This is a genomic window from Crocinitomix algicola, assembly GCF_001661595.2.
In the GTDB taxonomy this organism is placed as follows: Bacteria; Bacteroidota; Bacteroidia; order Flavobacteriales_D; family Crocinitomicaceae; genus Crocinitomix; species Crocinitomix algicola.
Genome location: NZ_LYPF02000002.1, coordinates 196,037 through 209,566, shown reverse-complemented (window position 1 = coordinate 209,566; position 13,530 = coordinate 196,037). Strand labels below are relative to the sequence as shown.

Sequence of the window (13,530 nt, the reverse complement as noted above, 5' to 3'; positions counted from 1 at the left end):
ATAAAACCATTAAATTTGGCCTTAACCAAGGTTAATTGTGAATTAAGCGAAATACTCGAATGAAAGAATTATTTAATGATTTTGACAAAGTAAGTCTACCAGAATGGCTGACAAAAATTGAACAAGATTTAAAAGGTAAACCTTTATCTGTTCTTCACTCCACACCAGAGCCTGACTTAGAAATTAAAGCCTATTCTCACGCTGAGCAATTACTGGAAGAACACCCAGATTTCGATTCGCATCGTACAATTAACAAAGCAACAAACACATGGGGAATTCGTAAAGAAATTTCTCCGGACAAACATGATAATCAAATTGTTTTAAACGCATTAAATGAAGGAATTACTTCACTGGGGATTTCATACCTAGATGCGCAATCTTTTGAAAAACTCACAAAGGATGTACAATTTAAATATATTGATTCAGATATTTCGTTTACATCGGTTGAACAAGCCATAAACGCTGAAATTCCGAAAGAAAGTAAATTAAACTTTGACATTCTTGCGTTAAATGCAGCATCAGGGGCTCAAAAATTTGATATGAGTGATTTTCTTGATTTTTTCAAAGCGAAATCTGCCTACAATAATATATGGGTAAGTGGTGATATATATGGAAATGCTGGATCATCGAGTAGTCAAGAATTAGGTTACACCGTTGCTCATTTAAATGAATACTTTCACGCACTCGAAGGAGCGGGTGTCAACTTAATTGAAGTACTAGATAAAATAACAATTTCGTTAAGTGTTGGAGAAGACTATTTCGTCAATATTGCAAAATTCAGAGCAATTCATGTATTAATCAAATCGCTTTTAAAAGGATACGGTATTGAAAATGAATCATTTTCCCCTACAATTTTCGCAAAAACTAGTGTTCGGTATTTAGCTAAAAATGACAAAAACAATAACCCATTAAGGCAAACAAGCCAAGCGATGTCTGCAGTAATCGGTGGTTGTAATCAATTAACAATTACGGTCCCTGAATTTGGAACACCTGCTGAAATCACTCGATTTGAAAGAGTTGCAAAAAACATTCAGTTAATTTTAAAAGAAGAAGCTTACCTCGGTTTAGTTGTTGACCCTTCTGGAGGTTCTTATTATATTGAATCATTAACTGAGCAGATAATCAATAAAGCATGGACTTATTTCTTGGCTATTGAAAAAGTTGGAGGATTTGAATCAGCTTTAAAAACGAACCATATTCAAAATGAGATTTCAGCGAATAGAAATCGTTTAATTTCGGATCTAAATGCAAATTCAAGAACATTTCTAGGTGTTAACAAACACCCAAACAGTATGGAAAACTGGATTGAATTGACTGTTCCTAATCAGCCTGATTCAACTGATTTTACACCTGTTTCGCCTTTTTATCTTGAAAATTATTTTACTAAAAAACAGCACTAAGATGAGTCGAGTTAAATTTGATCATATACAACCTCTGAAAGCGGCAAAAAGTAAAGAACCGACAAAAGACCAGGTTTTTGAGACAGCTGAAAAAATAACTTTAAAAAATTTTTACACAGCATCCGACCTTAAGGGTGTTGAGCATTTAGGATTCGCGTCAGGAATAGCTCCCAATTTAAGGGGCCCTTATTCTACCATGTACACTATGCGACCATGGACGGTCCGGCAATATGCAGGATTTTCAACTGCAGAAGAATCCAACGCTTTTTACAGAAGAAATTTAGCCGCAGGGCAGAAAGGACTTTCTGTTGCTTTTGACCTTGCCACTCATAGAGGCTATGATTCTGACCACAAACGTGTTGTAGGTGATGTAGGAAAGGCTGGCGTTGCAATTGATTCTGTTGAAGACATGAAAATACTCTTCGACCAAATTCCATTAGATAAAATGTCCGTCTCCATGACGATGAACGGAGCTGTAATTCCAATCTTAGCATTTTACATTATTGCTGCTGAAGAGCAAGGTGTAAAACCTGAGTTACTCGCAGGAACCATTCAAAATGACATTCTAAAAGAATTCATGGTTCGAAACACATACATTTATCCACCCCAACATTCCATGCGTATAATTGCTGATATATTTAAATATACATCGCAACATATGCCAAAATTCAATTCTATTTCTATTTCTGGCTATCATATGCAGGAAGCAGGTGCTACGGCTGATTTAGAATTAGCTTATACCCTAGCCGATGGTCTCGAATATATTAAAGCAGGAATAGCTTCAGGAATGGATATTGACACTTTTGCTCCCCGACTTTCTTTTTTCTGGGCAATAGGTATGAACCATTTTATGGAAATTGCAAAGATGAGAGCCGCAAGGATGATTTGGGCAAAATTGGTGAAACAATTCAACCCCAAAAACCCTAAGTCCATGGCATTGCGAACGCATTGTCAAACGTCGGGATGGAGTTTAACTGAACAGGACCCTTATAACAACATTGCACGTACTTGTATTGAGGCAATGGCTGCTGCGCTTGGAGGCACACAATCACTGCACACCAATGCGTTGGATGAAGCAATTGCTTTACCGACAGATTTTTCTGCTAGAATTGCACGAAATACACAAATATACCTACAAGAAGAAACTGGAATTACGAAGGTTATTGATCCTTGGGCGGGTTCATATTACATGGAGAAATTGACTGCAGAAATTGTTGAAAAAGCATGGAAACACATCAAAGAAATTGATTCACTTGGAGGAATGGCAAAGGCAATTGAAGCCGGTATTCCTAAAATTAGAATCGAAGAAGCTGCGGCTAGAAAACAAGCGAGAATTGACTCAAATAAAGATATTATTGTCGGTGTAAATCGATATCAATTAGAAGAAGAAGAGCCTATCGATATTCTTGAAATAGATAATACCCAAGTACGATTATCTCAAATCGAAAGACTAAACAAGATGAGAGCGGAACGCGATGAAAAGGCTGTACAAGACGCTTTAGCTAAATTGAAAAAAGGAGCAGCAGAAGATGCAAATCTTCTTGAATTGGCGGTTGATTGCGCGCGTAAACGAGCTTCTCTTGGGGAGATTTCAGATGCAATGGAAGCCGTTTTTGGCAGGTACCAAGCAACAATTAGAACAATTTCAGGAGTTTATTCAGCAGAAGCCATGAAGGACAATGATTTTATAAAAGCGAAAGAATTAGCGAACGAATTCAGCGATTTAGAAGGGAGAAGACCGCGAATAATGGTAGCAAAAATGGGACAAGACGGACATGATCGAGGAGCCAAAGTAATTTCTACTTCTTTTGCTGATATTGGATTTGATGTTGACATCGGACCATTGTTCCAAACCCCCGAAGAAGCTGTGAAACAAGCCATTGAAAATGACGTACATATTTTAGGTGTAAGTTCATTAGCAGCCGGACATAAAACATTGATACCTCAAGTAATCGAAGAACTTGAAAAACAAGGGCGAAGTGATATAATGGTCGTCGCCGGAGGTGTCATTCCTGCACAAGATTACGACTTTCTATATGATAGTGGTGTAATGGGAATTTTTGGCCCTGGTACAAAGATTGCAAATGCAGCCATAAATATTTTAAATATATTATTGCAGTACCATAAAAAATGATTCTGTTAAATTTTAGTTAATCCAGACAATTTTGTAACTTTCGGCATCATCTTTGAATTATAATTGAAAAAAATGACAATGATTATGAAAAATTTATTCTTATTCCTAATACTTACAACATTTGCATTTAATGCGAATACGCAGCCGCCATATTATGACGACCTGCTTATTTATTATGCAGATGGTAATTACGAAAAGCTAATTAGCAAAGCAGAAAAGTATATGGGTAATGATGACACGAAAAATGATCCTTGGCCATATTTATATTCTTCAAAAGCAAATTTTGAGATGTCTAAAGACCAACAATATGAAGAAGATTTTCCGAAAGCATTTAATGATGCCATTGGGGATGCCGGTAAAGCAATAAAAAAAGATAAGACTGGAGAAGTTTACGATAGAGAAAAAGCATACTTTACTGAGTTAAAAGAATATATTGTTGAGGAGATTAAAAACATGGTTGATATTGAAGACTACAGCCGACTTAGAGGTAAAGTGATGAAATTACAACGTATGGACCCAACAGATATTGGATCGTACTATTTGTTAGCCGCTTGTCAATATCAAATTAAAGATAAAGGTGGAGCAAAAATAAGCTTTAACAAAGGACAGGAAAAATTAGATTTAGTTGAAAGCGTTGAAGACTGGAGAGATATTGACTTTGAAATGATGCGTTTGGGAGTAATAGAATACTGTAATTATATGGTTCAAAATAGACTTTGTGACAATGCTAAAAAGTTATTGAATCAGGTAAAGCAATGGTACGAAGACGACGAGATTTTCATGAATTATTATGACGATGTTGTAAATGGAGGTTGCTAACCAAATCATTACAAAACAGAACTAAAAAAAGCCACTCAAATCAGAGTGGCTTTTTTATTGTCTAATTTTTACAGGCTCGATTAGTTTTATAAAGCATCTAAAAATTTAGAAATATGACCATAAACATGATTCCTTTCTTCTTTAGTAATACAATAAGGAGGATTGAAAAAGATGATATTACCTAGTGGCCGTAATAAAATGTTGTTTTCTAAAAAGTAATTGTACGCTTTTTCGCGAATTGAAGAAAAATAAGAACTTTCATGATCATCCTCAACCTCCAAGGACAAGATTGTCCCCATCACTTTAGCAGCTTTTAATTTAGAATGATTAACATGTTCACGAACAAAATCATGATGATCCTTCTCTAATGCACGTATATTTTCTCTCACCTCTTCTTTTTCAAACAAATCGAGGGAAGCACATATAGCTGCACAAGACAATGGGTTTCCAGTAAAAGAATGTCCATGCAACAGTGCTTTTGAAGTATCATCAGATAAAAAAGCATCATAAATTTTTTGACTGGCGACAGTCAAACCGACAGGCATGACTCCACCCGTAACACCTTTTGATAAACAAACAATATCAGGCACCTCCTCTATTTGATCAATCGCAAACATTTTTCCTGTACGATAAAAGCCAGTCATCACTTCGTCCGCAATAGTTAAAACGCCATGTTTTTTTGCTAATTTTACGAATGCGTTTAACCATTCGGGTTGATAAATCCTCATACCCGCCGCTCCTTGAACGAGCGGTTCAAAAATGAAACCAGCAAATTCATCCGTAGCAAAAAAGTCTTCTATTTTTAAAAGAACTTCATCAATATTTTCTTCTGTCGGAAATGGAATAAAATCTACGTCAAAAAACAAATGTTCAAATGGCTTATTAAAGTACCCCCGTTGACCAACAGACATTGCTCCGAAAGTATCTCCATGATACGAACCTTCAATCGCTAAAAATCGTTTTTTAGTTTGGCCTTTATTATACCAATATTGATACACCATTTTAATACCAACTTCTACACTAGTAGATCCATTATCTGAAAAGAAAACCTTCTGAAAACCATTAGGCAAAGCCCCTACAATACGTTCTGCTACTTCAACTGCTTTTGGATGAGTTGCTCCTGCAAAAATAACGTGATCAATATCTAAAAACTGCTTGTGAATGGCATTCGCAATATACTGATTACCATGCCCGTGGTTAATAGTCCACCAGCTTGAATTTGCATCAATATATTTCTTGCCATTTTCTGCAAACAACCATACACCTTTCGCTTTGATTATTGGAATTGGTGTAGGTGCAATTTGAGCCTGAGTAAAAGGATGCCAAACAAAAGCCCTATCTCTATCGATTAAATTCATCTTATTTTAAATCTAAAACATTATTAATTCCAATCGTTCGATCCGTTGTAAAACCTTCAGCAAAAGGCACTCCAATTTCACGACCAAATTGTGCCCACCTTCCTTTTAAAAAATCAATAAAATCTTTCCCTGAGATAGGTGTATTTGGCTCGGATGATTCGGGATCATAAAACTGCGTTCTATAAGCTAATATTGATTCCATTTTTTGTTCGACATAAGGGGTAATATCTACAACAAAATCAGGTTTTAGATAACGATCTTGAATATAACCATAAACAGCCTTTGGCCTCCATTTTTCTTGTTTTAGACCTTTATACTCGGTTTCAATTTTTAATAAACCAGACAAAAAACAAGCTTCCTTGGCTAAAGTTGCAGCTTTGCCATGATCCGGGTGTCTATCCGTATAAGCATTTACGAAAACAACCTCCGGTCGAAAAAATCGAATCTGCTGAATTATTTTTAATTTATTTTCTTTTGATAAATCGAAAAATCCATCCCCTAAATTAAGGTTAACTCGATTGGAAATTCCCATTATACTTCCCGCATCCTTTGCTTCTTGGTAGCGCGTTTCGACTGTACCTCTTGACCCTAGTTCACCTTCGGTTAAATCTAACAATGCTACTTTTTTACCCATCGCTATATGATGAATCAATGTCCCAGACGCTGACAATTCAACGTCATCTGGATGTGCTCCAATAGCCAATATATCTACTTTCATAAACTTATTTCTTTAATCGAGCTTTTAACTTTCCCGACAAATCATTCAAATCTGTTTTTAGAATTCCCGCATTAATAACTACGGGAGTTTTAAACTGTTGCACATTTTGCGTTAACAGTTTTCGAATTGCACTATTCTTAGCACCTTCGAGGTATTTGTTTGGTTGTTTTACATGAACAAGAATGTATTTCGCCGACGCTGACCGATAGGTTTCAATTTTAGTGATATCCTTCCAGGGAATTAAACTTAGGCTTATTGAGCTACTGGTATCAGTTATGCCTTTACTATTAATTTCAAGTCCTGCATCACTGTTCTTTACACGCTTTGCAAACGTTCCTGCTACCACAGCAAAAAAAAGTAAAACAACAAGGGATAATCCTTTAAAAACACCGTGAGGAACTGTTTCAAAAGCGAATCCTCCATAATAAAACATGGAAAAACCAATTAACCCTGCTAAACCATACAATACAGTTAACAAAATCATTTTAGTTCGATTAATCGGAATAAACTCTGCCTTTTTCATGTCTGCAAATTTAACCCAAAAAAAAGGAATGCCTTTAAAATTTACAGAGAACCAAAGAAGGATTTTAACTGAAGACCAAAATTCTTCTTATCAGTATGTTTTCTAATTTCATAGAACATAATCATGATAACAACAAGGTATTCAGCAATTAACAAGTATGGTTTTTCAACTACCATGGTAGGGTTCATATACCCCGAATAAGATAACATAACAACCAGCGACCAGACTAGCGCAAATTTGTATTGCGTAAACATTGAAAGAGCCAGAACCGTTCCAACATACCACGGATGAACGGTTGTTGCCAAAAAGTAATAAATCATTAATCCAAACAACATGCCTTTTACCATATCAAGATCATTGTGATAGGCTTTAAAGGCAGCCAATATTAAAATGCCTGTTCCTGCCAATAAAGATAAAATAGGGCCAACAAATTGAATAGGATCCCAGCCAACCGTTGCAAATCCAATTTCTCGAATAATGTAGAAAACACTGGCGTTAAATTGAAAACGAACAAAATACTCGTTAACAGAATCCAACATATTCGCTAAATATTGTACGTTGAGCATCATACCACCAACAACCATTAAAACAAGAGTAACTACTGCTAGAAAACCGATGGAAAAGCGCCATTTTAATTTCTTTAAAACAAAAGGTAAAAGCATTAAAGGAATTAATTTTATATGAATTGCCAAGGCAAAGAAAACACCTGCCAATATCCAATTAAACTTTAAAATAAAATAAATGGCGGCCAATAGAAAAAACACCATTACACCTTCAAAATGGAGGTTTCCGGTAAATTCAAGAATAACAAATGGGTTTAAAAAATACAGCCAAATAGCATGAATAGAAAGATTAAAGTGATTTGCAATTTTTTTTGCAAAATAAATCGCGCCAAGATCAGCAAGAATTACGATTATTCTTAACCCAAAAATATTACCCATTATAGTTTCTGAGAAAAATGCAGGAATAGCAAAAAGTACCTGATTCAAAACAGGGTAACAAGAATAATGCTCCTGTGATAAGCTCCCCATCCCCAAATACAGCATCCTCTTATAATCACTTCCATAAACGGCATAATTACTAATAATCTCTTCAGGTTTTTGGGCAAAAGGATTTTTACCTTGCGTGATTAATTCTCCATCCCAAATAAAACGATAAAAGTCATTCGACAATTCAGGAATTGCTCCTAACAAAACCAACCTCAAGCCCAGGGCTAACAACAAAAAGAAATAAAAATTGAAATTCCATTGATTTAACCAAACCATGTAGAATAAAATGAAGAGACTAACGTACTGCAAGAAAAAAGTAAGAAAGGCTGTTCGATCAGTTCTGTAGCCAATTCCAAAAACTAAAAAAGCCATTAGAAAAAGGGCGGTTGACAGTAAAATTAGTTGTCGAATTGTCAGTCGTTTTAGCATAAAGAATAGTATTCTTGTTCTTGAATTCACAAAAATCTACATTTTATATCAATTTGAATCAAAAAAAAATTACTTTTGCATGATATTTTGAAAAGAAGCAATGGCAAAGAAAAATAGAGAATCACAGATTGAAGAAGTAGAAGCATTAACTTCAACAGAGAATTTTATTGACAAATACAAAAATGCAATTATGATTGGTGGTGGAGCCATTGTTGTAGTTGTGTTAGGTATTATAGGTTATCAGAAGCTTGTTGCAGAACCAAACGAAATAGCATCCCAAGAAGCTTATTGGCCAGCGTTTTATGAATTTGAAAAAGATTCTATGCAATTGGCGGCTAACGGAAATGAAATGTTTGACGGAATGTTGGACGTAGCAGATGAGTATAGCGGAACTTCAGGTGGTAATATTGCAAACTATACTCTTGCAATTGGAGCTATGAAAGCAGGAAACTTTGAAGAAGCAATTGAATACCTAGATGAATGTGATTTTGACGATGTAATGATGGGGTCACTTGTTTTGGGATTAAAAGGAGATTGTTATGTTGAACTAGACCAAAATGAAGACGCAGTAAATTATTTTGAAAAAGCAGCTGCTCGTGAACAAAATGATTACACTTCACCGATGTATTTAAAAAAGGCAGGCTTAACTTATGAAGCCTTAAACCAGCCTGAAGATGCATTAAATGCTTATCTGAAAATTAAAAATGATTGGCCAGAAAGTGAAGAAGCGACTGATATTGATAAATATATTGCAAGAGTAGAAAACTAATGGCTACAGAAAATAAAAACTTATCAGAATACGAAATAGGAAATATTCCTAATGGTGCCGATTTTCGAATCGGCATTGTTGTATCTGAATGGAACAATGATATTACCTCTAACCTCTTAAAGGGTGCATTAGAAGCTTTGACAGAAAACGGCGTATTACGAGAAAATATTCTCGTTAAAAATGTTCCAGGCACATTTGAATTGCCCCTTGGCTGTCAATATTTACTTGAACATGATGAGGAGTTGGATGGAGTAATTGCGATTGGATGTGTTATTCAAGGAGAAACAAAACATTTTGATTTTGTTTGTCAAGGAGCTACTAAGGGAATTATGGACGTCACTTTAGAATATAATACACCTATTTCATTTTGCGTACTTACAGATAATACCAAACAGCAATCCATTGATCGTTCGGGCGGAAAGCATGGCAATAAAGGAATAGAATGTGCGGTATCCCTGCTTAAAATGATTGGCCTTCAAGAAGAGTTAAATTAGTTCCAGGCTTCACTTTTTTGACGGACTACAAATACCTTATAGCCACCACATTCTAAACTTTATTATTTTTTCTTCATTTTTATACTTGATAGGACTTAATTTTCCACTACCTTTGCTCCCCGTAGTTACAAATTAAGATTATGTCCAATTCAACAAAATATATCTTTGTAACCGGCGGGGTTACTTCTTCACTGGGTAAAGGTATTATTTCAGCTTCATTAGCAAAACTTCTTCAAGCACGAGGTTACACAGTAACCATCCAAAAACTTGACCCTTACATCAATATTGATCCAGGAACATTAAACCCATATGAGCATGGGGAATGTTATGTGACTAATGATGGTGCTGAAACAGACCTTGACTTAGGACATTATGAGCGTTTTTTGAATGTTCCCACCTCACAATCAAACAATGTAACAACTGGTAGAATATATCAGTCTGTTATGGACAAAGAACGACGAGGGGAATTTTTAGGTAAAACTGTTCAAGTTATCCCTCATATAACCAATGAAATCAAAGATCGAATTCAAATCTTGGGAAAATCAGGAGATTATGAAATTGTAATTACAGAGATTGGTGGAACGGTTGGAGATATTGAATCTTTACCGTATATCGAATCAGTTCGACAAATGATGTGGGAATATCCGGACGATTGTATTGTTGTTCACCTTACTTTAGTTCCGTTTTTACGCGCAGCTGGAGAATTAAAAACCAAACCTACACAACACTCCGTAAAATCATTACTGGAACTAGGCGTTCAACCCGATATTTTAGTCTGTCGAACTGAGCATCCTTTGGACAACACTATTCGTAAAAAAATCGCACGATTTTGTAATGTAAATCCAACAGCAGTAATAGAATCTATAGACGCTTCATCTATTTATGAAGTACCAATTATTATGCAACAGGAGGAATTGGACAAGGTTGTTCTTCAAAAACTTGACCTACCTTCTAAAGGAAATCCAGAACTTAAAGAATGGAAAGAATTTTTAGACAAACTTGCTCATCCTAAATCAAAAATAACTATCGGATTAGTGGGCAAATACATTGAATTAAAGGATTCATACAAATCAATTATTGAATCATTTGTTCATGCTGGCGCCTATAATGAATGTGAGGTTGATTTAAAATGGATACATTCAGATAAATTAAATGGTGATAATATTGACAATGAATTATCAGCTTTGGATGGTGTCTTAGTTGCTCCAGGATTCGGTTCTAGAGGAATTAAAGGAAAAATTTTGGCCATTCAATATGTTAGAGAGAATAAGATTCCGTTTTTAGGAATTTGTCTTGGAATGCAATGTGCAGTAATCGAATTTGCCCGTAACGTAATTGGCTGGAAGGATGCACACACAACGGAAATATCAGACAATTGTGAATATCCTGTAATTACTATTATGGAAGATCAAAAGGATATTACCAACAAAGGGGGCACTATGCGATTGGGGGCATACAAGTGTAAACTTCTAGATGGATCAAATATAGCACAGGCTTACGAAGAAGAGATTATCAAAGAACGTCATCGCCATCGCTATGAATTCAATGGTGAATACCTCGAGGAATTTGAAAAGCATGGAATGATTTCAACTGGGAAAAATCCAGAAACTGGTCTCGTAGAGGTTGTAGAGATTCCTGATCATCCTTGGTTTGTTGGAGCACAATTTCATCCCGAATATAAAAGTACTGTAGAGCGGCCACATCCGTTATTTTTAGCCTTCGTTAAGGCAGCACTTAAAAATAAACAATAATAGATAAAGGATGATTTAAAATATCATCCTTTTTTATTCGTCAATAGGGCTAAGAATTTATTAAAACCGCAATCCTTGTGCAAAAAACAATATAAATCGTATTTTTGCACCGCCTAATTTAAAAATAGGCCAAATTAATACAGCATGGATAAAAGATCAATTATTGGATTATTTATTATTGGAGCAATTCTTTTTGCATTTAGTTATTTCAATCCAAGTCAACCTGAAAACTCAGAGACGGCTAACGCTCAAACGGACACTCTAACCTCTGAAAATGATTCAATTGAACAATTAGATACTACGCCGAGTAAAACTATCGTAGAGCCAATAAATAATCTTGTCCCTGTATTAAATGAAGACGGCATACAATTGACAAACAATATCGGTCAATATCATTATAAAGACACCGTTTTAGATCTTGATACATTTCTTACTAAAAAACTCGATGCGGTTCCTTTGCTAGAGCAGATATCAGTTGAAGAAAAAACCATTCGTTTAGAGAATAATAAAATTGCTGTAGACATTTCAAACAAAGGTGGGAACATCCAAGCTGTATACCTAAAAGAGTACAATACGTATGCAGATTTTATAAAAGAAAATGAAGCTCCCTTGCAATTATTTGACCGCCAATCGACATACGGCGTTACCTTTAAAGATGGAGAAGAAATACTAAACGCCAATAACTTTGATTTTAAAGTTAGAGAACAAAATAAAGACGTTGTAATTCTTGATATGATCAATCCATCTGGCAAATCGGTATCCTATCGCTATGCCTTATCGGAAAATCATTATGACGTTGAATTTGATGTTTCATTTACGGGGTTTAACGAAGATGATGCTTCCAGTACTTTTTTTAATACCGATTTTAAATTGCTATCGACAGAAAAGCACTTGCCTTCAGAACAACGTGTAAGTACGATTTTCTTTAAATACAATGAAGATTCATACGACTACTTATCTATTGCCGGGGATGATGACGAAGTATTAGAAGAAAAAACAGCATGGGTTGCTTTTAAACAGAGCTATTTCTCTGCCATTTTAATGAGTGAAAATGGTTTTAAAGGAGATGAAAACTCAACAATTGAAATCTTGAACTTACCGGAATCGGATACGACATACATTAAACACTACAAATCTAACCTGGATTTAGGTGTAAGTAATTTTAACAACACGGTTGAAATGAAATGGTATTTTGGTCCAAACGATTATGATATTTTAGCTGAATACGGCAATGGATCAGAAGATATCGTAGATCTTGGTTGGGGACTCTTTAGATGGATTAACGTGTATTTTATGCGACCTATTTTTGGCTGGTTAATGAATATGGGGATTGGCGCAGGAATTGCAATTTTATTCTTAACGATTTTTGTTAAACTATTATTGAGCCCAGTCAACTACAAAATGTATAAGTCGTCAGCAATGATGAAAGTACTAAGACCTGAAATCGAAAAGATTACCAAAAAATTCCCGAAGAAAGAAGATGCCATGAAAAAACAGCAAGCAACGATGGCTCTTTATCGAGAAACAGGTGTTTCTCCCATGGCTGGATGTATCCCCATGTTAATCCAAATGCCTATTCTATTTGCTATTTTCCGCTTATTCCCCGCTGAAATAGCTTTACGTCAAGAAGGTTTTTTATGGGCAGAAGATTTGTCAACATATGACTCTATCTTAAACTTTGGTTTTGAGATTCCTTTCTATGGAGCTCACATCAGTTTATTTACACTTTTAATGGCTGCGACAACATTGTTGTACACGCATTATAATAGTAGTAATATGCAACAACCGCAAATGGAAGGAATGCCTAATATGAAGTACATCATGTATTTCTTTCCTGTCATGATGATTTTCTTCTTCAACAGTTATGCTTCTGGATTGAGTTATTATTATTTTATCTCTACCTTGATGACAATTGGAATTATGTTTGCAATTAAAAAATTCATGTTAGATGAAGATAAGATTCTTGCAAAAATTGAATCAAACAAAGCAAATCCTAAAAAGAAAAAAGGTAAATCTAAATTCCAACAGCGATTAGAAGAAGCTCAAAAGCTACAACAAGAGCGTCAACGACAAAAAAATAGAAAATAAATTTAGGTTGATTTGAATCACCCATTTATGGTATTTTTAAGGTAAGTGCTTTTTTGGG

General features: G+C 35.2%; 11 protein-coding genes. 7 read left to right on the top strand and 4 right to left on the bottom strand.

Features of this window, described 5'->3' with window-relative positions; genetic code table 11:
- The first annotated feature begins 59 nt into the window (after positions 1 to 59).
- From A8143_RS02540 to A8143_RS02530, 3 genes are all read left to right on the top strand, one after another.
- Complete coding sequence (locus A8143_RS02540; protein ID WP_066755797.1) at positions 60 to 1,400, top strand: methylmalonyl-CoA mutase family protein; 1,341 nt, start codon at positions 60 to 62, stop codon at positions 1,398 to 1,400.
- Between the two features lies 1 nt (position 1,401).
- On the top strand, positions 1,402 to 3,534 hold the full coding sequence (gene scpA, locus A8143_RS02535) for a methylmalonyl-CoA mutase (RefSeq protein ID WP_066756153.1): 2,133 nt from the start codon (positions 1,402 to 1,404) through the stop codon (positions 3,532 to 3,534).
- Positions 3,535 to 3,618: 84 nt separating this feature from the next.
- The gene (locus A8143_RS02530) at positions 3,619 to 4,353 is read left to right on the top strand and encodes a hypothetical protein (protein ID WP_139134247.1); all 735 of its coding nucleotides are present in this window, start codon (positions 3,619 to 3,621) and stop codon (positions 4,351 to 4,353) included.
- An 86-nt stretch (positions 4,354 to 4,439) separates the two neighbouring features.
- Here the strand turns inward: A8143_RS02530 and bioA are convergent, their stop codons facing one another.
- The 4 genes from bioA to A8143_RS02510 are packed head-to-tail and all read right to left on the bottom strand — an operon-like array spanning position 4,440 to position 8,400.
- The gene (gene bioA / locus A8143_RS02525; protein ID WP_066755792.1) at positions 4,440 to 5,711 is read right to left on the bottom strand and encodes an adenosylmethionine--8-amino-7-oxononanoate transaminase; all 1,272 of its coding nucleotides are present in this window, start codon (positions 5,709 to 5,711) and stop codon (positions 4,440 to 4,442) included.
- A 1-nt stretch (position 5,712) separates the two neighbouring features.
- Complete coding sequence (gene bshB1 / locus A8143_RS02520) at positions 5,713 to 6,429, bottom strand: bacillithiol biosynthesis deacetylase BshB1 (protein ID WP_066755789.1); 717 nt, start codon at positions 6,427 to 6,429, stop codon at positions 5,713 to 5,715.
- A gap of 4 nt (positions 6,430 to 6,433) precedes the next feature.
- Positions 6,434 to 6,952, bottom strand: coding sequence for an STM3941 family protein (locus A8143_RS02515; RefSeq protein ID WP_066755786.1), 519 nt, complete (start codon positions 6,950 to 6,952; stop codon positions 6,434 to 6,436).
- A gap of 41 nt (positions 6,953 to 6,993) precedes the next feature.
- Positions 6,994 to 8,400, bottom strand: coding sequence for a glycosyltransferase family 87 protein (locus A8143_RS02510; protein WP_139134246.1), 1,407 nt, complete (start codon positions 8,398 to 8,400; stop codon positions 6,994 to 6,996).
- A gap of 70 nt (positions 8,401 to 8,470) precedes the next feature.
- Here A8143_RS02510 and A8143_RS02505 point away from each other — a divergent pair, with 70 nt between their 5' ends.
- The 4 genes from A8143_RS02505 (at position 8,471) to yidC (ending at position 13,472) form a co-directional block, all read left to right on the top strand.
- Positions 8,471 to 9,139, top strand: coding sequence for a tetratricopeptide repeat protein (locus A8143_RS02505; protein ID WP_066755780.1), 669 nt, complete (start codon positions 8,471 to 8,473; stop codon positions 9,137 to 9,139).
- Positions 9,139 to 9,633 carry a 6,7-dimethyl-8-ribityllumazine synthase gene (gene ribH, locus A8143_RS02500; protein WP_066755777.1) on the top strand — a complete coding sequence of 165 codons (495 nt, stop codon included), beginning with the start codon at positions 9,139 to 9,141 and terminating at the stop codon, positions 9,631 to 9,633. The genes A8143_RS02505 and ribH overlap by 1 nt, the downstream gene beginning before the upstream one ends.
- A gap of 140 nt (positions 9,634 to 9,773) precedes the next feature.
- On the top strand, positions 9,774 to 11,384 hold the full coding sequence (locus A8143_RS02495) for a CTP synthase (RefSeq protein WP_066755769.1): 1,611 nt from the start codon (positions 9,774 to 9,776) through the stop codon (positions 11,382 to 11,384).
- A 144-nt stretch (positions 11,385 to 11,528) separates the two neighbouring features.
- The gene (gene yidC / locus A8143_RS02490; RefSeq protein ID WP_066755766.1) at positions 11,529 to 13,472 is read left to right on the top strand and encodes a membrane protein insertase YidC; all 1,944 of its coding nucleotides are present in this window, start codon (positions 11,529 to 11,531) and stop codon (positions 13,470 to 13,472) included.
- Positions 13,473 to 13,530 lie beyond the last annotated feature (58 nt).

Excerpts from the sequence above, each read along its gene's own strand:
- A8143_RS02530 (WP_139134247.1), top strand. The coding sequence starts at position 3,619 with ATGAAAAATTTATTCTTATTCCTAATACTTACAACATTTGCATTTAAT.
- A8143_RS02495 (WP_066755769.1), top strand. The coding sequence starts at position 9,774 with ATGTCCAATTCAACAAAATATATCTTTGTAACCGGCGGGGTTACTTCT.
- bshB1 (WP_066755789.1), bottom strand. The coding sequence starts at position 6,429 with ATGAAAGTAGATATATTGGCTATTGGAGCACATCCAGATGACGTTGAA.
- scpA (WP_066756153.1), top strand. The coding sequence starts at position 1,402 with ATGAGTCGAGTTAAATTTGATCATATACAACCTCTGAAAGCGGCAAAA.
- bioA (WP_066755792.1), bottom strand. The coding sequence starts at position 5,711 with ATGAATTTAATCGATAGAGATAGGGCTTTTGTTTGGCATCCTTTTACT.
- A8143_RS02505 (WP_066755780.1), top strand. The coding sequence starts at position 8,471 with ATGGCAAAGAAAAATAGAGAATCACAGATTGAAGAAGTAGAAGCATTA.
- A8143_RS02515 (WP_066755786.1), bottom strand. The coding sequence starts at position 6,952 with ATGAAAAAGGCAGAGTTTATTCCGATTAATCGAACTAAAATGATTTTG.
- ribH (WP_066755777.1), top strand. The coding sequence starts at position 9,139 with ATGGCTACAGAAAATAAAAACTTATCAGAATACGAAATAGGAAATATT.
- A8143_RS02540 (WP_066755797.1), top strand. The coding sequence starts at position 60 with ATGAAAGAATTATTTAATGATTTTGACAAAGTAAGTCTACCAGAATGG.
- yidC (WP_066755766.1), top strand. The coding sequence starts at position 11,529 with ATGGATAAAAGATCAATTATTGGATTATTTATTATTGGAGCAATTCTT.